Below are 20,302 nucleotides of genomic sequence, written 5' to 3'. Positions count from 1 at the left end.
TCCGTCAGCGCAGCGCGCCGACGCTCGCGAGAGCAAGGCGGATCAGCGTGCCGCGCCCACCCTCCATCTCGGCGGCGAGCGCATCGGATGCGGCCTCCTGGGGTGACATCCACGTCACCTCGAGTGCGTCCTGCCGCGGCTCGCACGTGCCGGTGACGGGCACTACGAACGCGAGCGAGACCGCATGCTGCCGGTCGTCGTGGAAGGCGCTGACGCCCGGCATCGGAAAGTACTCGGCCACGGTGAAGGGCGTCGGCTCAGTGGGCAGCAGCGGGAAGGCCATCGGACCCAGGTCGTTCTCGAGATGCCGGAACAGCGCATCGCGGACAGTCTCGGCGTAGCGCACGCGTCCCGAGACGATCGTCCGGGTCATCTCGCCCAGCGGGGTGGCGCGCAGCAGGATGCCGACCTCGATCACCTGACCCATGCCGTCGGTGCGCACCGGTACGGCTTCGACGTAGAGCATGGGCAGGCGTCGACGGGCCTCCTCGAGCTCGATGTCGCTCAGCCAGGCCGGATTCGAGACGTTGCCCGACGGCGGGCCGAACGGCTCGTCACCGGAGGGTTCGGGGTCGGGAGTTCGCACGGACATGACTCCTGTATACCCTCCCCGACCCGACGCGCCACCGATTCCCCGTGCAAACCGGCGCCGATCGGTACGCTGACGGACAGATCTCAGAGGAGCGCCATGTCGAACGACGGACCGCAGACAACGTTCAGCCGCGTCCAGGACATCGTGGGCGTCTTCCTGCTGTCGATCACGGCGGTGCTGACCGCCTGGTGCGGCTTCGAGTCGTCCAAGTGGGGCGGCGAGATGTCGATCGCGTTCAGCGAGGCGTCCGGGGCGCGCATCCAGGCGGCGAGCGCCGAGGGAGAGGCGCGTGCGTCGCAGCAGTTCGACCTCTCGATCTACGCACAGTGGGTGATCGCGAACGCCGACGGTGACACCGAACTGGCGCAGTACATCCAGGACCGGTTCACCCCGCACTTCGCCGAGGCGTTCGATGCGTGGCAGGCCGACGGGATGCAGGAGAACGGTCCGTTCGCCCGTGAGGAGTACGTGCCGCCCGGCCAGGTCGAGGCCGCCGAGCTCTCGGCGAGGGCCGACGCGAAGTTCGAAGAGGCGCTTGCGAGCAATCAGCGGGGCGACAACTACTCGCTGCTCACCGTGCTCTTCGCCCTCGTCCTCTTCCTGACGGCGATGTCGCAGCGCGACGTGCGGACGTGGATCGGCCGCGTGCTGCTGGGCCTGGCGGTCGTGGTCGCGATCATCGGCATAGGCATCCTCGCCACGTTCCCGATCAAGATCTGATGCACAACGTTCGCGTGCGGCATTGCAGGATGGAGTGGTGAGCTCTCACCAGCCGCTGGATTCCGACACCGTCCTGTGGTCGGCCGCCGCGGAGGACCGCGCCGGCCGGCCTCTCCTGGTACTGCTCCACGGGTACGGCTCCGACGAGCGCGATCTGTTCGCCCTGGTGCCGCACCTGCCGGAGGAGTTCGTCATCGCCGCGGTGCGGGCGCCACTCGCGCCGCCCTTCCCGACGCCCGGCTACTCGTGGTACGCGATCGACGATCTGGATGGTCGCGATCCCGCCCACGTGACGGCGTCCGCGCACCGGCTGCTGGCCTGGACGGATGCCGTGGCCGGGCCGGTCGGCTCCGAACCGGGGCCCACTCGCACGGCCGTCGGCCTCCTCGGCTTCTCGCAAGGCGGCGCGGTGGCGCTGCAGGCGATGCGCCTGGACCCTCACCGGTTCGCGTTCGCCGTGAACCTCTCGGGCTACGCGACGCCCGGGGCCCTGCCGCGGGACGCCGAACTCGCCGAGGTGCGGCCGCCGGTGTTCTGGGGCCGCGGCACCCAGGACGACGTGATCCCGTCCTTCCTCGTGGAGCACACCATCGAATGGCTCCCTCGCCATACCGATCTGAGCGGACGCGTCTACCCGGGGCTCACCCACAGCGTCTCGGAGCAGGAGCTGGCCGACGTGCGGGTGTTCCTCGAGAAGCGGCTGGCCGACCTCGCACCCCCATCCGCGTGAGCGGACGTAGAGACAACCGCCCATGGCATCCGCTATGGTGTCTCTCGGCTTTGTTCCCGACGTGAGGAAATCCGTTGAAGCTCATCGACGCGACCGCGCTGTAATCGCGCTGCTCCGTCGACTCTCGACGTCAGCGCATCCGATTCCGCGCTGACCGTCGATCCGCCGCCCTCCCGTGGCTCCGCGCTTTCGAGCGCCGGCGCATCGGGCGTCCGCGGCCTCGGTGTCAGCGCATGACTGACACAGGAGGCCCACATGCCTGCACACACCCTCACCCCTGCCGTCCTCCTCGACCAGGTCACGTTCTCGTGGGCCGACGGCACCACCGCCCTCTCCGATGTCTCGGGCTCGTTCGGCGCCGGCCGCACCGGTCTTGTCGGCCGCAACGGCTCCGGCAAATCCACCCTGCTGCGGCTGGTGGCCGGCGAGCTCACGCCGACGGCGGGGAACGTCGTCACCACGGCGGATGCCGCGTACCTGCCGCAGCGGCTGACGCTGGACGTCACGCGTCCCGTCGCCGACCTGCTCGGCGTCGGCGCGACGCTCCGTGCCCTGCGCGCGATCGAGTCCGGCGATGCCGACCCGCGTCACTTCGACGCGGTGGGCGACGACTGGGATGTCGAGGCCCGGTCGCACGCGGCACTGGCCGAGGCCGGGCTCGCACCCGACATGCTCGACCGCAGCGTCGGGCAGCTGTCGGGCGGTGAGGCGGTGCTCACCGCGATCGCCGGCATCCGGCTTGCCGGTGCCACTCAGCATAGTGCCCGGATCGCGCTGCTCGACGAGCCGACCAACAACCTCGACCGCGAGGCCCGGGTCCGGCTGTACGACATGGTGCGCTCGTGGCGTGGCGCCCTCGTCGTGGTCAGCCACGACGTCGCGCTGCTGGAACTGATGGATGACACCGCTGAGCTCTATGACAACGAGCTCTCGGTGTTCGGCGGCCCGTACTCGGAGTGGCAGGCATGGTTGCAGACGGAGCAGGACGCCGCGCGCCAGGCCGAGACCGCCGCGAAGCAGGTCGTGCGACGCGAGAAGCGGGAGCGGATCGCGGCTGAGCTGACCATCGCGACACGACAACAGATGGGCCGCAAGGCGCAGCTCGAGAAGCGCGTGCCCAAGATCGTCGCCGGCGGGCGGAAGATGGCCGCCCAGGTGTCGGCCGGAAAGCTCCGCGGCGAGAAGGCCGAACGTGAGGCGACCGCGCGCGCCGCGCTGGATGCCGCCGAGCGGCGGGTGCGCGACGACGACACCGTGAAGATCGACCTGCCCGATCCTGGAGTGCCCGCGGGCCGCCGGATCGCCGCACTCGGCGACGCCGAGCGCTCGTGGATCATTCAGGGCCCGGAGCGCGTGGCTCTCATCGGCCCGAACGGCGCCGGCAAGACGACGCTGCTCGACCGCTTGGTCGGTGCTGCCGTACCGTTCTCAGGACCGGAGCACCCGCTCATCGATCCCGGGCCCGGAATCACGCGCGAGCCCGACGATCTACCGCCGGCGATCCTGAGAACGGTACACACCGAGCTGCATACCGACCGCGTCGGGTACCTGCCGCAGCGCGTGGACGGGCTCGACGACACCGGGTCGGTGCTCGAGAACATCGCCGCCGCCGCGCCGGGCGTGAGCACCGCGGAGTTGCGCAACCGGCTCGCGCGGTTCCTCATCCGAGGGGCCGCCGTCGACCGGCCCGTGGCGACCCTGTCGGGCGGCGAGCGCTTTCGCGTGGCACTCGCGCGGCTGCTTTTGGCCGACCCGCCGCCGCAGCTGCTGGTCTTCGACGAGCCGACGAACAACCTCGACCTCGACACGGTCGCGCAGTTCGTCGATGCTCTCGCGGCCTATCGCGGCGCGGTGCTCGTCGTCAGCCACGACGACGCGTTCCTCGAGCGCATCGGTGTGAACCTCGTGCTCGAGCTCGACCGCGACGGCTCGTTGTCCGAGAGGTGACGGTGGGCTGCGGCATCCGTTCTCTCGCGGATCGGATGCCGCAGCCCCCGCGCGGGCTCGGGGGCCTTCCCCCGTGCGCTCGAGGTCGGTGGGCGGGAGGATGGAGCCATGAACGAACTCGTAAGACCTCGCCGAGGGCGCTGGCTGGCAGGGGTCTGCCTCGCCGTCGCCAACCGATTCGGGTGGAGCGTCGCGCTCGTCCGCGTCCTCGCGATCGTCGCGGTGGTGCTCTTCGGGCTGTCGCTGTGGGCGTACATCCTGCTCTGGATCGTCATACCGACCGAGCGCTGACCGCTCGTCAACCCCGCCCCGATGTCGGTGCGACCGAGCAAGATGGAGAGGTGAGCGACGTCCTCGAGCGGTTCGGTCCTGCCACGCAGGACTGGTTCCGAGGCGCGTTCGCCGCTCCGACGAACGCGCAGATCGGTGCGTGGGAGGCGATCTCCGCCGGAAAGCACGCACTGGTGGTCGCTCCGACCGGATCGGGCAAGACGCTCTCGGCGTTCCTGTGGGCGATCGACCGCGTGTTCCACGAGCCCTTCGACACGGTCGCAGAGCGACCTGCTCAGGGACCGTCGCGCCCCCGGAGTAGACGATCCGCCGACGCGCGGATGCGCACGCGGATCCTCTACATCTCGCCGCTCAAGGCCCTCGGCGTCGACGTCGAGCGCAACCTGCGTTCACCCCTGGTGGGCATCGGCCAGTCCGCCCGGCGCCTCGGCGTCACGGTGCCGGAGGTGACGGTCGGCGTCCGCTCCGGCGACACGACCTCCAGCGACCGACGCAAGCTGGTCGCGACACCGCCCGACATCCTCATCACGACGCCAGAGTCGCTGTACCTGATGCTCACGAGCCAGGCCGGCGAGACGTTGCGCGACGTGCACACGGTGATCGTCGACGAGGTCCACGCGGTCGCCGCGACCAAGCGCGGGGCGCACCTCGCGGTCAGCCTCGAGCGGCTCGATGCGCTCCGGCGGTCGTTCTCTCCCGAAGCTCCGCCGGCGCAGCGCATCGGCTTGTCGGCGACCGTTCGTCCGATCGACGAGGTGGCGCGATTCCTCGGCGGCGCCGAGCCGGTCGAGATCGTGGCGCCGCGGTCGACGAAGGCGTTCGACATGAAGGTCGTCGTCCCGATCGACGATATGCTCAACCCCCCGCCCCCGCCGAGCGCGTGGACGAGCGCCGACGGCGACGCGGCCCCCACCGCCGAGGCCCCCACCGCCGAGGCCACGCCCGAAGCCGCCGAGGACTGGTTCGCGGACGGCTCCGCCGGCGCGCGCGCAAGCGGTGCCGGCGAGACCGAGGTCACAGGCTCGGTATGGCCGCACGTCGAAGAGGCCATCGTCGACCGCATCCTGCAGCATCGATCGACCATCGTGTTCTGCAATTCGCGGCGCCTCGCCGAGCGGCTCACCGGTCGCCTCAACGAGATCTACTCCGAGCGGCTCGGGCTCGATCTGCCCGAGCAGACCGTGCCCGCAGCCATGATGGCGCAGGCCGGCGCCACAGCGGGGGCAGATCCGGTCCTGGCGAAGGCCCATCATGGTTCCGTCTCGAAAGAGCAGCGCGCCCAGGTCGAGGAAGAGCTGAAGTCCGGCATCCTGCGCTGCGTCGTCGCGACGTCGAGCCTCGAGCTCGGCATCGACATGGGCGCAGTCGATCTCGTGATCCAGGTCGAGGCGCCGCCGAGCGCCGCCTCGGGCCTGCAGCGCATCGGGCGCGCCGGGCATCAGGTGGGCGAGGTCAGCCGCGCCGCCCTCTTCCCCAAGCATCGCGGCGATGTGCTGCACACCGCGATCGTCACCGAGCGGATGCTGGCGGGCCAGATCGAGGCGATCGCGGTTCCGCAGAACCCGCTCGACATCCTCGCCCAGCACACCGTCGCGGCAGCCTCCATCGCGCCGGTCGACGTCGAGGACTGGTACGACACCCTCAAGCGCAGTGCACCGTTCCGGTCGCTGCCGCGCTCGGCCTACGAGGCGACGCTCGACCTGCTCGCCGGCCGCTTCCCGTCCGACGAGTTCGCCGAGCTGCGACCGCGCGTGGTGTGGGACCGCGACCTCGGCGTGCTGACGGGCCGCCCGGGAGCGCAGCGGATCGCCGTCACGAGCGGCGGAACAATCCCCGATCGCGGTCTGTTCGGCGTGTTCGTCGCCGGCGAGTCGTCGAACGCGCGCGTCGGCGAGCTCGACGAAGAGATGGTGTACGAATCGCGGGTCAACGATGTGTTCACGCTCGGCACGACCAGCTGGCGCATCGTCGAGATCACGCACGATCGCGTCAATGTGGTGCCGGCCTTCGGGCAGCCCGGCAAAGTGCCGTTCTGGCACGGTGACGGCATCGGCCGACCGGCGGAGCTGGGTGAGGCACTCGGCAAGTTCTCGCGCGAGGTGTCCACCGCCGCACCCGAGAAGGCCGAGGCGCGGCTGCGCGACGCGGGGCTCGACGACAACGCGCAGGACAACCTCCTGGCCTATCTCGCCGAGCAGCGGGAAGCGACCGGCACGCTGCCGACCGACCGCCAGCTCACTGTCGAGCGCGGTCGCGACGAGGTGGGCGACTGGCGCGTGATCCTCCATTCCCCGTACGGCATGCAGGTGCACGCGCCGTGGGCTCTCGCGGTCAACGCCCGGATCCGCGAGCGACTGGGGGTGGAGGGGTCGGCGGTCGCGAGCGACGACGGCATCATCGCCAGAGTTCCGGATGCCACGGCCGAGCCGCCCGGCGCCGACCTGTTCGTCTTCGATCCCGACGAGCTCGAGCAGATCGTCACCGAGGAGGTAGGCGGTTCGGCGCTGTTCGCATCGAGGTTCCGGGAGTGCGCCGCCCGCGCACTGCTCATGCCGCGGAGAAACCCGGGCAAGCGCACGCCGCTGTGGCAGCAGCGCCAGCGCTCGGCGCAGCTTCTCGAGGTCGCCCGACGCTATCCGACCTTCCCGATCATCCTCGAGACGTTGCGCGAGGTGCTGCAGGACGTCTACGACGTGCCGTCTCTGCTGCGCATCGTCCGCAGCATCGGCGAGCGCCGCGTCCGGCTGGTCGAGACTGAGCCGGCGCAGCCGTCACCCTTCGCGCGCGACCTGCTCTTCGGATATGTCGGTGCGTTCATGTACGAGGGCGACTCGCCTCTCGCCGAACGACGGGCGGCCGCGCTCTCTGTCGACCCGGCCCTGCTGAGCGAGCTGCTCGGCAAGATCGAGATGCGGGAGCTGCTCGATCCCGCCGTCATCGCGCAGTTCGAGCGCGAGGTCCAGCGCCTCGACCCCGAGCGTCGCGTTCGCGACGTGGAAGGTGTCGCGGATCTGCTGCGACTCCTGGGTCCGCTCGACGCCGCCGAGGTCGCCGCCCGCCTCGTGGCCGCCGATCCCGCCGGCCACGCGAGCGAGGCCGAGGCATCCGCTCTGCTGGAAGAACTAGTCACGACGCGTCGAGCCGTCCCGGTGACCATCGCCGGCACGGCTCGTGTGGCCGCGATAGAGGACTCCGGGCGTCTGCGCGACGGACTCGGGGTGGCGCTCCCTGTCGGCATTCCGACGGCGTTCCTCGAACCGCTCGCCGATCCGCTCGGCGACCTCGTGGCGCGCTATGCCCGCACACACGGACCGTTCACGGCGGATGCCGCGGCCGAGCGCCTCGGCATCGGCGTCGCCGTCGCTCGTCACACCCTGCAGCGCCTCGAGTCGCAGGGCCGCATAGCGAGCGGGTTCTTCCTACCCGAGGCATCAGCCGAGACCCGCGCCGGTTCGGACGATCTCGAGTGGTGCGACGCCGAGGTGCTCCGGCGGCTGCGGATGCGGTCGCTCGCGGCCATCCGCGGCAGCGTCGAGCCGGTTCCGCAAGAGGCGTACGCGCGATTCCTGCCGGTCTGGCAGCACGCGACCCGTCCGCTCGAGGGGCTCGACGGGGTCGCGGCCGTCGTCGAGCAACTCGCAGGCGTGCCGATTCCGGCCAGCGCGTGGGAGTCGCTCATCCTGCCCGCCCGGGTGACGGACTACACCCCGGGCATGCTCGACGAGCTCACGGCGACGGGCGAGGTGGTGTGGTCAGGGCACGGGAGCCTGCCGGGTCGCGACGGCTGGGTCGCGCTCCACCCGGCCGATGGGCTGCCACTGACACTCGCGCCGCCCGACGAGGCGGACGAGCCCGCGCCCGGATCGATCGACGCCCAGCTGCTGGCCTCGCTCGAGGCAGGGGGCGCCTTCTTCGCCGCCCAGCTGCGGCAGCTCACGGGTGCCGAGAACGACCAGTCCGTCATCGATGCGCTGTGGCGCCTCACATGGGCGGGGCGCGTCTCGAACGACACCTTCGCGCCCGTCCGGACGCTGGTGTCGGGCGGGTCCCAGGCGCACCGCGTCAGCCGGCGCGCGCCACGGGCTCGCATGTACCGGGGGGCAGCCGTGCGGGCGGTCGGCGGATCCGTTCCTCCCCGTCCGCCCTCGCTCGGCGGCCGCTGGTCGATGCTGCCCGCCCCGGAGCCCGACGCGGCGCTGCGCGCCACCGCGACGGCGAGCCTGCTGCTCGACCGCTACGGCGTGGTGACGCGCGGTGCGGTCCAGGCGGAGGGCGTACCCGGCGGTTTCGCCCAGACCTACCGGGTGCTGGCGGGCTTCGAGGAGGCGGGCCACTGCCGTCGCGGCTACGTCATCGAGAAGCTCGGTGCCGCGCAGTTCGCCGCGTCGGCGACCGTCGACCGGCTCCGCGAGTTCGCGGCCGTCGCCGACCCGCCACCGCTGCGGGCCGTCGCCCTCGCTGCCACCGACCCCGCCAACGCCTACGGCGCGGCGCTGGCCTGGCCACCCCTCGAGGGCATCGGGCATCGACCCGGGCGCAAGGCAGGGGCGCTGGTGGTGCTCGTCGACGGCGCCCTGACGCTCTACGTCGAACGCGGCGGCAAGTCGGCCCTCGCGTTCACCGATGCCGAGCCGGTGCTCGAGGCGGCGGCGCGCGAACTGGTCGCGACGGCGCGGTCGCGCCGGCTCGACACCCTCACCGTCGAGCAGGTCAACGGCGCCTTCGTGTACGGCACCGCGGTGGGCAGGGCGCTCCGGGATGCCGGTTTCGTCGAGTCCACCCGCGGTCTCACGCTCAGACGGCTCACCGCGGGCGACACGCTCCGCCAGGGCGCGGCCGCGCAAGGGTCCGGCGGTCGTGGCTGAGTCCGTGCACAGAATCGGAGAATGTCGGCGACACTCCGCCCGCGATGCGTCGTCGCCGGCGTGTCGCGCAGAACCTCCGATTCTGTGCATGCGACGACCGCCGGAGCGGACTCGTGCCTGAGGGCGACAGCGTCTACCGTGCCGCGCTCAAGCTCGACCGGGTGCTGCACGGGGCCACCGTGACCCGGTTCGAGCTGCGGGTGCCGCAGGCGGCGACCGTCGACTTCCGCGGCGAGACGGTGCATGAAGTCGTGCCGCACGGAAAGCACATTCTGCATCGCATCGGCGCCTACACCCTCCACACACACCTGAAGATGGAGGGCGAGTGGCACGTGTATCGCCGCGGCGAGCGCTGGCGAGCGCCGGCGTTCAGAGCGCGCGCCGTGATCGGCGCGACGGCGCCTGATGCCACCGAGTGGGAGACCGTCGGCTTCGATCTGGCCGACATCGCCGTCGTGCCGACCACCGACGAAGACGACCTCGTGGGATACCTCGGCCCCGACCCGCTCGCTGACTCGTGGGACCCGGCCGAAGCCGCGCGGCGACTCGCCGCGGACCCTCGCCCGGTTCACGTCGCGCTTCAGGATCAGCGCAACGTCGCCGGGTTCGGCAACGAGTACGTCAACGAGATCCTCTTCGTCCGAGGAGTCCTGCCCGCGACCCCCGCATCGCAGACGGATGCCGCAGCCCTCGTCGACGTCGGCTCCCGCATGATCCGCGCCAACCGCGACCGCCCGGGCCGCACCTTCACCGGCGACAGCCGACCGGGACGATCGACGTGGGTGTACCGCCGTGAGGGAAGGCCGTGCCGTCGGTGCGGCACGCCGATCCGGGGCGGATCGCTCGGCGCCGATCCGACCCGCGAGCGCATCGTGTTCTGGTGCCCGGTGTGCCAGCGTTGACCCGACCGCACGGCCAGACCCTGGCGGGGAGCAGCCGCCCCCGTAGGAGGGGGTGAGAGCGACGCAACAGACGATCTGTCGGCGATCGCCGCGACAGCCGCTCGTCGGTGGCGGCGCCTCTGCGAAATGCCGCGGTTTCCTGACCGTTACACAACTCCGGACGAAGTGTCGGCCGGGGCATTCGCGTACCGCGAATCGTCCGGTTCGCCGGGGCGTCCATTGCGGGGGGTGGATGCTGCCATATTGAATACGACTCACATTCGACAAGGCTTCGCATCGTCGCGCGGCCCGTCTCGGGAGGATCTCACGAGTGACCATGTCCACAGGCACGGCGACCCACCCGGAGTCCGCTCCGATCACCCCGTCCTCCCCGGAGGGCGAAGCGGAGCGCGGGGCCGTCGTGCTGTCGGGCATCACGAAGTACTACGGCGATCAGCCCGCCGTCGACGACCTCTCGCTCACGATCCAGCCCGGCGAGTTCATCTCGCTGCTCGGCCCGTCTGGGTGCGGCAAGACCACGACGCTGCGCATGATCGCCGGTTTCGAGCGGCCGGATGCCGGAGAGATCCGCATCTCGGGACGGTCCGTGCGCGGCATCCCGCCCTATCGCCGCGACGTCAACACGGTGTTCCAGGCATACGCCCTGTTCCCGCACCTGTCGGTCGCCGAGAACGTCGCCTACGGACTGCAGCAGCGCCGCACACCGAAGGCTGACGTGCGGGACAAGGTGAGTCAGGCACTGGATCTGGTGCAGATGCGCCGGTTCGGAGACCGCAAGCCGGCACAGCTCTCGGGGGGCCAGCAGCAGCGCATCGCACTCGCCCGCGCCCTGGTGAACCGCCCGGCCGTGCTGCTGCTCGACGAGCCGCTGGGCGCGCTGGACCGCCAGCTGCGCGAAGAGATGCAGCTCGAGCTGAAGCTCCTGCAATCGCGCCTGGGCATCACGTTCGTCTTCGTGACGCACGACCAGGGCGAGGCCCTGTCGATGAGCGACCGCATCGCGATCATGCGTGCGGGCCGCATCGAGCAGCTCGCCGACGCCGACACCGTGTACGCACGGCCCGCGTCGGCCTACGTCGCCGCCTTCGTCGGGCAGCAGAACTTCTTCCGCGGCACCGTGGCAGAAGCGGGCGCCGCGATCGCCTCACCGAACGCGCTGGTTCGTTCCGATTCGCCGACGCTGACCGCGGCCAACCTCGGCGAAGCGGCAGTCCGGCCCGAGTACATCCAGATCGCGCAGGACGACCCGACCGCCGCAGCCGCCCCCAACAGCGCCCGCGGCGAGCTGATCGGCATCTCGCACCTCGGCGACACGATGCAGTACCTCGTGCGCCTGGGCGAGGAGCAGAGCCTCATCGTGCGACGGCCGACTCCCGACGCCCCGGAGCTGACGGTCGGCGACGCGGTCATCTGCACGTGGGCCGCGCATCACGTGCTGCTGTTCCCGGCCGACGACGCCGCGCAGGAGGGCGGCTACATCGCACCGCCCGCGCTGTGAGCGAGCGGATGCCGCGGCACGCGGCATCCGGACCCCTTCTTATTCCCACCCGATGCCGTCCACCCGCCTCACCGGCTCCCGACCCGAATCCAGGAGACACCGATGAACCAGTCCCGCAGCCAGCTCCGCATCCTCGCCTCCGAGGCCGCCGCGCCGGTGATCCTTCGCGAACTCTCGCGTCGGCGCTTCCTCAGCCTCGCCGCGCTCGCCGGTGGTGCCACCGTGCTCGCAGCCTGCGCGCCGGGCGGCGGCGCCTCGCCGGCACCACAGGCCACCGGTGGCGACCTCGAGGGCGACCTGTCGATCTACACGTGGGGCGACTACGACTCGCCCGATGTGGTCTCGGCTTTCACCGCCGACCTGGGGCCGACGGTGACGCTCGACTCGTACTCGTCGAACGAGGAGCTCATCGCCAAGCTCGTCGCCGCGAAGGGGACGTCGGGCTACGACATCGTCGTGCCGACCGGCGTGTTCATCCCGCAGATGATCGAGAACGGCCTGCTGACGCAGTTCAACAAGGACCTGCTGCCCAACCTGTCGAACATGGACCCGGCCTACCTCGGCCGCGCGTGGGACCCGAACAACGACTACTCCGTCTGCAAGGCGTGGGGCACGACCGGCTTCGTGTACGACAAGAACGTCATCACACGGGAGCTGACCACGTGGGGCGACTTCTTCGACGCCGCGCAGAACGAAGCCAGCGGCAGCACGTCGATGTCGGACGACCCGGCCGGCATCATCGGGGCGTACTTCTGGGCGAACGACCTGGACTGGAACACCGAGGACCCCGACCAGCTCGAGGCCTGCCGCCAGTTCCTCGTCGAGACGATCGCGCCGCACATCTCGGCATTCGACTCCTACCCCGGCACCAACGCGATCCCCCAGGGCACGCAGGCGCTCATGCAGTCGTGGAACGGCGACGCGCGGCTGGGACTCATGGAGTCCAGCGAGCCGGAGCGCTGGCAGTGGGTGCTGCCCGGGCCGCAGACCGAGCTGTGGATGGACAACTGGGCGATCGCCGAGGGGGCGCCGCATCCCGAGGCCGCGCACGCGTTCATCAACTTCTCGATGACGCCCGAGAACCTGTTCCTGAACCTCGACTACATCGGCTACAACGTCGGCGGCAAGGACATGGAGCAGGAGGCAGTGGACGCCGGCCTCGCCCTGCCCGAGCTCATCTTCTTCACGCCCGAGCAGCTCGAGACCATGCACGAGCAGGAGCTCAACGACTCGCAGACCGTGCGGGTGGAGATCTGGAACGAGATGAAGGCCGCCGCTGGTGCGTAGCCGCTCGGCCGGAGCCGCGCTCGCGATTCCTGCCTGGGCGTGGCTCCTCCTGTTCTTCGTCGCCCCGGTGGCGATGGTGGTGTGGTTCAGCTTCGGCTACAAACCCGGCGTCTTCGGCACCCACGCGAACGACATCCTGTCGTTCGACCGCTACGTCGAGGCGTTCTCGCCGACGTTCTTCTCGACCTTCCAGAACACGCTGGGGGTCGGCATCATCGGCACCGTGCTGTGCTTCCTCATCGGCGCGCCAGTGGCGTACTGGATGGCGTTCAAGGTCAAGCCGCAGCGCCGCGGCATCCTGATCGCCCTCGTGCTCGTGCCGTTCTGGACCAACTTCCTGGTGCGCACGATCGGGTGGCAGGTGATCATGGCGCCCGAAGGCTGGCTGTCGACGCTGCTGCAGGGCATCGGCGTGCTCGACGGCCCGCTCGACCTGCTGTACACGCGCACCGCGGTCGTCATCGGTGTCGTCTACAACTACCTCCCGCTCATGATCCTGCCGCTGTTCGTCGCGTTCGACCGGGTCGGTCCCGCCCTGCGCGAGGCCTCGAAGGATCTCGGCGCCGGCAAGCTGGCAACCTTCTTCCGCGTCACGCTGCCGCTCTCACGGCCGGGCATCATCGCCGGCGTGCTGCTGGTGTTCATCCCGCTCATGGGCGACTACATCACCGCGACCGTTCTCGGTGGAGCGAAGGGCAACATGGTCGGCCAGCTCGTGGCCAGCCAGTTCCAGACGGCGCAGAACTGGGCGCTCGGCTCGGCGATGGCGGTGCTGCTGATGCTCGTGATCATGCTCACGATCGGCGTCGCCGCGGCGCTGATCTGGCTCGTGACGATGCCGTTCCGCGCGCGGAACCGGCTCGTGCTCGGGCCGGCGATGCCGGCGAAGTCGGATGCCGCGGCCACAGCCCCCGCGGAGGTGACCACGTGACCCGCCCCGAAGTCATGACCCAGACCGAGACGATCCTGCGCGAGCGCCCGAGCGCGGTGCCGCCAGGGCGCATGCCCCGCCGTCGTGCCCACAGGTCGTGGTCGGACGTCGCCTTCACGGTGTGGGGCGTCCTGGTGATGCTGTTCCTGTTCCTGCCGATCATCGTCATCGTCGTGTACTCGTTCAACACCGGACGCCTCCTGGTGTCGTGGGACGGCTTCGGGCTCGACGCCTTCTGGACGATCGTCGAGAAGCCGGCGATCCAGAGCGCGGTGCGGGTCTCTCTCATCACCGCGTTCATCGCGGCGATCATCGCCACCGTGCTGGGCACCCTCGCCGGCATCGCGATGGCACGGCATCCGGGCAAGTGGGTGTGGTGGTTCCTGTCCCTGCTGCTGCTGGTCTCGGTGACTCCCGAGATCGTCGACGCGGTCGCGCTGCTCCCCTGGTTCGTGCTGCTCGGACAGGACTTCGGCCTCGGAATGTTCAACGACGGCATCGTGCGTCTGTCGGTGGGCTCGTCGCTGTTCGCCACCGCGGTCGTCTCGTACATCGTGCGGGCGCGGCTGGTGGGCCAGGACGCGAACCTCGAAGAGGCATCCGCCGATCTCTACGCCACGCCGTTCACGACGTTCCGACGCATCACCCTCGCGCTGGCGATGCCGGCGGTGCTGGCAGGTTTCCTGCTCGCCTTCACGCTGAGTCTCGACAACACCGTCATCGCGGCCTTCGTGCAAGTGTCGGGCACCACGCCGTGGCCGGTGTATGTGCTCTCGGCGGTGCGGTCGGGCCTGCGCCCCGAGATCGCCGCCGTCTCGACGATCATGCTCCTGCTCACTCTCGTGGCTCTCGCCCTGGTGGCGCTGGTGCTCAAGCGCGCCGGCGACTCGGCGACGCAGATCGCCCGGACCATGACCGGCGGCTGAGCGGCCGCATCCGGACAGCCCGCCCGCTGAGCTCCCTGCTCAGCAAGCGAGACGGGACGCCGCAACCGACAGGAGACCCATGGCTCACGCCGACCTCGTGTTCACCGGAGGACCCGTGTTCACCGCCGACACCGTGCGCTCGAGTGCGCGATCGGTCGCCGTCAAGGACGGGCGGATCGTCGCGGTCGGCGGCGACGAGATCGGCGACCTCGTCGGCGCATCGACCGAGATCGTCGACCTGAGAGGCCGGATGCTGGTCCCGGGATTCCAGGATGCTCATGTGCACCCGGTGTGGGGCGGGCTCGACATGCTGCGGTGCGACCTCGCCGCACTGGGCACCTCCCAGGAGTACCTCGATGCCATCGGACGGTACGCCCGGGAGCATCCCGACGACGAATGGATCCTGGGCGGCGGGTGGCAGATGTCTGCGTTCCCGGGCGGCACGCCGACCGCCGCGGCGCTGGATGCCGTGACCGGCGACCTCCCGGCGTTCTTCCCGAACCGCGACGGGCACGGCGCATGGGTCAACTCGGCGGCGCTGCGGCTCGCGGGCATCGACCGCGACACCCCCGATCCCGCCGACGGCCGCATCGAGCGCGACGTTCACGGGCATCCGTCGGGAACTCTCCACGAGGGCGCGATGACCCTCGTGAACCGGCTGCTCCCCGAAGAGCCGCTCGAACGCCTCACCGAGGCGTTGCTCGTGGGGCAGCGCTACCTGCACTCGTTCGGCATCACGGCGTGGCAGGACGCGATCGTCGGCTCGTACGGGGATGCCGGCGACCCCGGTCCCGCCTATCTCGCCGCCGCCGCGGACGGGCGCCTGACCGCGCGCGTCGTGGGCGCGATCTGGTGGGACCGCACCGCGGGGCTGGAGCAGATCCCGTCGATCCTCGAGCGCCGAGACCGGTACCGGGGCGGACGCTTCGCCGCGACATCCGTCAAGGTCATGCAGGACGGGGTCGCCGAGAACTTCACCGCGTCGATGCTGGAGCCTTACTGCGACGGGCACGGCCACTTCACCGACAACTCGGGGATCTCGTTCGTCGCGCCCGAGATCCTGAACGAGGCGGTGCCGATCCTCGACGCCGAGGGCTTCCAGGTGCACTTCCACGCGATCGGCGACCGCGCCGTGCGCGAGTGCCTGGACGCCGTCGAGCACGCCATCGCCCGCAACGGACGGCGCGACAACCGCCACCACATCGCGCATATCCAGGTCGTGCACCCCGAAGACATAGCGCGCTTTCGCGAGCTCGGTGTCGCCGCCAACATGCAGTCGCTGTGGGCCACGTACGAGCCGCAGATGGTCGATCTCACTCTCCCGTTCCTCGGGTCGCCGCGCGATGCGTGGCAGTATCCGTTCGGCGGCCTGCTGCGCGCGGGTACTGTGCTCGCGGCGGGCAGCGACTGGTCGGTGTCGAGCCCTGATCCGATGGCGGCAATTCACACCGCCGTCAACCGCAAGGCGGCGCCGGGCCACGAGGAGGGCGAGTACGACGCGTTCCTGCCCGAGCAGGCGATCGACCTCGCGACCTCGCTCACCGCGTACACGGCGGGCTCGGCGTGGGTGAACCACCTCGACGACTCCACCGGCACGATCGAGGTCGGCAAGCTCGCCGATCTCGCCGTGCTCGACCGTGACCCCTTCGCCGGTCCTGCCGACCAGATCGGGGCGACCCGCGTGCTGCAGACCTTCGTCGAGGGCGAGCGCGTCTACGCCGCGGCCCACGCCTGATCGGGCCGCGGCACGCGCGCCTGGCTGCCGGCAGCCCGGGCCGCGGCACGCGCGCCTGGCCGCCGCACGCACGCCTGGCTGCGTCACGCACGCCTGGCCGCCGCACGCGCGCCTGGCAGCATCACGCACGCCTGGCTGCGTCACGCACGCCTGGCTGCCAGCGGCCCGGGCCGCCGGCATCCGTCGAGTTCATGTCCTCTCGCCGAAACCGCACGTTACACACGGCGACGACCTGCGTTCTCGACGAGAGGATACGTATTCGACAGGGGTGGGGACGCCGACGCGCTGGTTGCGGAGGTCCCCGCGCGCTGATCCGGCCCCGACAGGCTGTCCGGCGACCGGGGAAACTCCCGACACCGGCTGGATGCCGCCGCCGCGGTGCGCGCGGGATGATGGTCGAAACCTTCGCATCGGAGTTGATACCCGTGGGCACGACCGTCTTCGAACGACAGCGGCCGGCAGCATCCGTCGTCCATCGATCCCTCGCCGAGACCAGGCACTCGGTGTTCTGGCGGGACGATCTCCCCGAGAGCCTCCTGCCCGACCGCCCCCCGCTGGTGGGTACGCACCGCGCCGATCTCGTCGTCGTCGGCGGCGGCTACACCGGGCTGTGGACCGCCCTGCTCGCGACCGAGCGCGACCCGGGCGCGAAGGTCGTGATCGTCGAGGCCCAGCGCGTCGGCTGGGCGGCATCGGGTCGCAACGGCGGCTTCTGCGAGGCGAGCCTGACACACGGCCACGAGAACGGGATGGCCCGCTGGCCCGACGAGATGCCGGTGCTCGAACGGCTCGGCAGAGAGAATCTCGACCAGATCGAGGCGGCCGAGGCCCGCTACGGCATGGACTTCCAGTTCGAGCGCACCGGCCAGCTCGCGCCGGCGATCGAGCCGCACCAGGTGCAGTGGCTCAAGGACTGGGCCGCCGAGGACGAGGAGGGCGTGGTCTACCTCGACGAGGCCGAGGTCCGGGCATCCGTCGCCTCCCCCACCTACCTCGCGGCGGTGTGGGAGCAGCGCACATGCGGGCTGCTGCACCCCGCGCGTCTGGCCGCCGAGCTCGCCCGTGTGTGCGAGGAGCGCGGCGTCGAGATCTTCGAGCGCTCCCACGTCACGGGGCTCGACACCTCGGGCCCGGGCGCGGTCATAGCGACGGACACCGGCCGCGTCGAGGCATCCCGTGCCGTGCTCGCGACCAACGTCTTCCCGTCGCTCATCAAGCGCAACCGGCTCATGACCGTTCCGGTATACGACTACGTGCTGATGACCGAGCCCCTCACCGCCGAGCAGCTGGCGAGCATCGGCTGGCGCGACCGCCAGGGCATCGGCGACCTGGCCAACCAGTTCCACTACTACCGGCTCACCGCCGACAATCGCATCCTCTTCGGCGGCTACGACGCGATCTACCACTACGGTCGTGCGGTGCGCCCGGAGTACGAGCACCGGCCCGCGACGTGGGAGAAGCTGGCGAGTCACTTCTTCACGACGTTCCCCCAGCTGGAGGGACTGCGCTTCAGCCACAAGTGGGCCGGCGCGATCGACACCTCGACCCAGTTCACGGCCTTCTTCGGCACCGCGCGCGAGGGCCGCGTCGCCTACGCCGCGGGCTTCACGGGGCTCGGCGTCGCCTCGACCCGCTTCGCGGGCGAGGTCATGCTCGACCTGCTCGACGGCGCCTCGACCGAACGCACCGGCCTCGAGATGGTGCGCAAGCGCCCGCTGCCGTTCCCACCCGAGCCGGCCGCTGCGATCGGCATCAACGCCACCCGCTGGTCGCTCGACCGCGCCGACCACAACGAGGGCCGCCGCAACGTGCTGCTGAAGACGCTCGACGCGCTCGGATTGGGCTTCGACTCGTGAACCCGGGAACGGTGACGGATGCCGCGGCCCTGGCGCTCGCGATGACGCCGGTGCCTCACGACCAGGTCACGGCCGGCTCCCCCGAGACGGGGCTCGTCGAACTGACCGAGACGATCGGGGTGTGGGAGCACACGCCCGGCACGTCGACCGACGTCGAGGCCGACGAGGTGTTCGTGGTGCTGTCAGGCTCGGCGACCGTGTCGTTCGACGAGACGTCGCTGCCGCCGATCGAGCTGCGGGCCGGTTCGATCGTGCGACTGACGGCCGGCATGCGCACGGTGTGGACGGTGCACGAGACGCTCCGAAAGGTCTACGTCCTGGGCTGACCGGGTCAGGCGCCGCCCGGGTTCAGCGGCCGGCCGACCTCCGCACCAGCAGCGCGAGGTGCAGGGCGGTCTGCGTCTCGCCGTCGTCGAGGTCGAGTCCGAGCAGCTGCTCGATCAGGGCGATGCGCTGATAGAACACCGAGCGAGACAGATGGGATGCCGAGGCTGCCGCCGTGCGGTTGCCCGGGTGAGACAGCATGGCCTCGAGCACGTCGAGCAGGTCGCCGGAACGGCTCAGGTCGTGAGCGATGAGCGGGGCCAGCATCCGCTCTCCGTGCTCGAGGACGCGATGGTCATCGCGCAGCGCCGTGACCAACTGCACCAGGGGCCGGTTCTCGGCGCGGCGCAGGTGCGGGCCTCGACCGGCACGGCGCCGGCGTCCGCGGGCGAGGTCGACCGCCTCGTGCAGTGAAGCCAGCGCAGCGTCGAGGCCTTCGTCGGCGCCGCGGCCGATCGACACGGTTACGCGGTCGATCTCGGCCGGGTCTACGAGGGCGCGTGCGAAGGCGCGGACCGCATCGTCGTCGAAGATGGCGGTCGCTGGCAACGAGAGCAGCATGGCCGATGCGGGCGCGGCGACGCCGTCGGGAGCCGAGCCGGCCAGCACGCGTCCGCGCAGGGCGCGGGCCGCGGCATCCGCTCGCTCCGTCGCCACGGCCGCACCCGACACGACGATCCCGAACTGCCGCGCGTCGCGCAGCGGCAGGCCCGCCGCCTCGAGCCGTGCGCCCGCACCGCCCACTCCCGCGAACCGCCCGGCGAGCAGACCGTCGATCAGCCGCCGACGCCCGATGCGGGCCCACTCGTCGGCCTCGCCGTCGGCGAGCCGTCCCACCGCGAGGGCGATCGCGCCCTGCTCGAGCACGGCGGTGCGTCCAGCCGGATGCTCGGGCCCCGGCAGCGCGACGAGATTCCCCCACCGGATGCCGCGTGCCTCGACGGGCACGATGAGCCAGTCCTCGCCGCCGGCGGTGGCACCCCGCTCGCGCCGATACTCCGCGCGCCGGTGCGCCGAGCGGGATCGCAGCTCCCACTCGGTGAAGAGCTCGTCCTCCAACGAGAGAGGCACCTCGGCGGCCACGACCTCGTACGCGAGATTCTCGAGCACCACCGGCGCACCCAGGGTCTGCGCCAGCTGGTGCACGATGAAGTCCGCGGGCGATCCCCGCAGCGCCAGGGCGGTGAACCGCTCCCGCACCTCGTCACGAGCGCGCAGCGCATCGGTCTGGCCGCGGATGATGCGATTGTGGACGGCCTCGGTCAGCGTCACGAACTTCAGTTCGCGGTGGAGCACCACCAGCGCCAGCCCGCGATCGCGTGCGGCCTCGACGACGATCGCGGGAACGTATCGGTAATGGGTGCCGAGCTCGAGCACGAGGCCGGATGCGCCGGCGTCGGCGAGCTCGTAGATGAAGCGCCGCAGGTCGCCGGGCTCGGCCGGCCATGACGACCCGGTCGACAGCAGCAGTTCGCCGCCGTCGAGCAGCCGCGGCACCCCCGCACTGTCGGAGACGTGCAGCCAACGCACGCGCGCGTCGAGCGCGTCGTCCCCGACGAGCACCTCGGGAACACCGTTCGCCACCGCCTCGAGGGCGATCACCTCGCGCACGCTGGGCAGCGTTTCATCGGCCGAGAGATCGGCCGGACGATCCGTTTGGATCGCTCGATCTTCGCGACGGTCGGGCACCGGCTCCGC

At 70.7% G+C, this 20,302-nt stretch carries 15 protein-coding genes; 13 read left to right on the top strand and 2 right to left on the bottom strand.

Translation table 11 applies throughout. From position 1 onward, the window contains the following. Positions 1–4: 4 nt before the first annotated feature. The gene (locus K0817_RS15675; RefSeq protein ID WP_219982581.1) at positions 5–592 is read right to left on the bottom strand and encodes an NUDIX hydrolase family protein; all 588 of its coding nucleotides are present in this window, start codon (positions 590–592) and stop codon (positions 5–7) included. Between the two features lie 96 nt (positions 593–688). Between K0817_RS15675 and K0817_RS15670 the strand changes: the two genes are divergently transcribed. From K0817_RS15670 to K0817_RS15610, 13 genes are all read left to right on the top strand, one after another. Further along, the gene (locus K0817_RS15670; RefSeq protein ID WP_219982580.1) at positions 689–1,312 is read left to right on the top strand and encodes a hypothetical protein; all 624 of its coding nucleotides are present in this window, start codon (positions 689–691) and stop codon (positions 1,310–1,312) included. 37 nt (positions 1,313–1,349) lie between these two features. After that, entirely contained in the window at positions 1,350–2,042 is a 693-nt protein-coding gene (locus K0817_RS15665; RefSeq protein ID WP_219982579.1) for an alpha/beta hydrolase, read from the top strand. 255 nt (positions 2,043–2,297) lie between these two features. Beyond that, positions 2,298–3,989 (top strand): ABC-F family ATP-binding cassette domain-containing protein, encoded by a 1,692-nt coding sequence (locus tag K0817_RS15660; protein ID WP_219982578.1) that lies wholly within the window; start codon positions 2,298–2,300, stop codon positions 3,987–3,989. 108 nt (positions 3,990–4,097) lie between these two features. Continuing rightward, the gene (locus K0817_RS15655) at positions 4,098–4,280 is read left to right on the top strand and encodes a PspC domain-containing protein (protein ID WP_219982577.1); all 183 of its coding nucleotides are present in this window, start codon (positions 4,098–4,100) and stop codon (positions 4,278–4,280) included. 50 nt (positions 4,281–4,330) lie between these two features. Beyond that, positions 4,331–9,145: a DEAD/DEAH box helicase gene (locus K0817_RS15650; RefSeq protein WP_219982576.1), complete on the top strand. Its 4,815-nt coding sequence runs from the start codon at positions 4,331–4,333 to the stop codon at positions 9,143–9,145. A gap of 113 nt (positions 9,146–9,258) precedes the next feature. After that, a complete protein-coding gene (locus tag K0817_RS15645) occupies positions 9,259–10,047 on the top strand; it encodes a DNA-formamidopyrimidine glycosylase family protein (RefSeq protein ID WP_219982575.1) in 789 nt (262 codons plus the stop codon). Positions 10,048–10,363: 316 nt separating this feature from the next. After that, the gene (locus tag K0817_RS15640) at positions 10,364–11,545 is read left to right on the top strand and encodes an ABC transporter ATP-binding protein (protein ID WP_219982787.1); all 1,182 of its coding nucleotides are present in this window, start codon (positions 10,364–10,366) and stop codon (positions 11,543–11,545) included. A gap of 102 nt (positions 11,546–11,647) precedes the next feature. Next, positions 11,648–12,832 (top strand): PotD/PotF family extracellular solute-binding protein, encoded by a 1,185-nt coding sequence (locus tag K0817_RS15635; RefSeq protein WP_219982574.1) that lies wholly within the window; start codon positions 11,648–11,650, stop codon positions 12,830–12,832. Further along, entirely contained in the window at positions 12,825–13,763 is a 939-nt protein-coding gene (locus K0817_RS15630; protein ID WP_219982573.1) for an ABC transporter permease, read from the top strand. The genes K0817_RS15635 and K0817_RS15630 overlap by 8 nt, the downstream gene beginning before the upstream one ends. Next, on the top strand, positions 13,760–14,689 hold the full coding sequence (locus K0817_RS15625; RefSeq protein WP_308211910.1) for an ABC transporter permease: 930 nt from the start codon (positions 13,760–13,762) through the stop codon (positions 14,687–14,689). The genes K0817_RS15630 and K0817_RS15625 overlap by 4 nt, the downstream gene beginning before the upstream one ends. 79 nt (positions 14,690–14,768) lie before the next feature. Beyond that, the gene (locus K0817_RS15620; RefSeq protein WP_219982572.1) at positions 14,769–16,424 is read left to right on the top strand and encodes an amidohydrolase; all 1,656 of its coding nucleotides are present in this window, start codon (positions 14,769–14,771) and stop codon (positions 16,422–16,424) included. A gap of 425 nt (positions 16,425–16,849) precedes the next feature. After that, positions 16,850–18,280 (top strand): FAD-dependent oxidoreductase, encoded by a 1,431-nt coding sequence (locus K0817_RS15615; RefSeq protein ID WP_219982571.1) that lies wholly within the window; start codon positions 16,850–16,852, stop codon positions 18,278–18,280. Continuing rightward, positions 18,277–18,606 (top strand): cupin domain-containing protein, encoded by a 330-nt coding sequence (locus K0817_RS15610; protein ID WP_253735436.1) that lies wholly within the window; start codon positions 18,277–18,279, stop codon positions 18,604–18,606. Before K0817_RS15615 ends, K0817_RS15610 begins: the two co-directional genes overlap by 4 nt. A gap of 22 nt (positions 18,607–18,628) precedes the next feature. Here K0817_RS15610 and K0817_RS15605 read toward each other — a convergent pair whose 3' ends face one another. Next, positions 18,629–20,293 (bottom strand): PucR family transcriptional regulator, encoded by a 1,665-nt coding sequence (locus K0817_RS15605; protein WP_308211909.1) that lies wholly within the window; start codon positions 20,291–20,293, stop codon positions 18,629–18,631. Positions 20,294–20,302 lie beyond the last annotated feature (9 nt).

Origin of the sequence: Microbacterium sp. HD4P20 (assembly GCF_019449275.2) — a bacterium.
Classification (GTDB): domain Bacteria; phylum Actinomycetota; class Actinomycetes; order Actinomycetales; family Microbacteriaceae; genus Microbacterium.
The sequence above is the reverse complement of the archived record's forward strand: the minus strand, read 5'-3'. Positions and strand labels throughout refer to the sequence as shown.

Coding starts and splice junctions, on each gene's coding strand:
- K0817_RS15675 (WP_219982581.1), bottom strand. CDS start 592: ATGTCCGTGCGAACTCCCGACCCCGAACCCTCCGGTGACGAGCCGTTC.
- K0817_RS15620 (WP_219982572.1), top strand. CDS start 14,769: ATGGCTCACGCCGACCTCGTGTTCACCGGAGGACCCGTGTTCACCGCC.
- K0817_RS15660 (WP_219982578.1), top strand. CDS start 2,298: ATGCCTGCACACACCCTCACCCCTGCCGTCCTCCTCGACCAGGTCACG.
- K0817_RS15640 (WP_219982787.1), top strand. CDS start 10,364: ATGTCCACAGGCACGGCGACCCACCCGGAGTCCGCTCCGATCACCCCG.
- K0817_RS15670 (WP_219982580.1), top strand. CDS start 689: ATGTCGAACGACGGACCGCAGACAACGTTCAGCCGCGTCCAGGACATC.
- K0817_RS15635 (WP_219982574.1), top strand. CDS start 11,648: ATGAACCAGTCCCGCAGCCAGCTCCGCATCCTCGCCTCCGAGGCCGCC.
- K0817_RS15655 (WP_219982577.1), top strand. CDS start 4,098: ATGAACGAACTCGTAAGACCTCGCCGAGGGCGCTGGCTGGCAGGGGTC.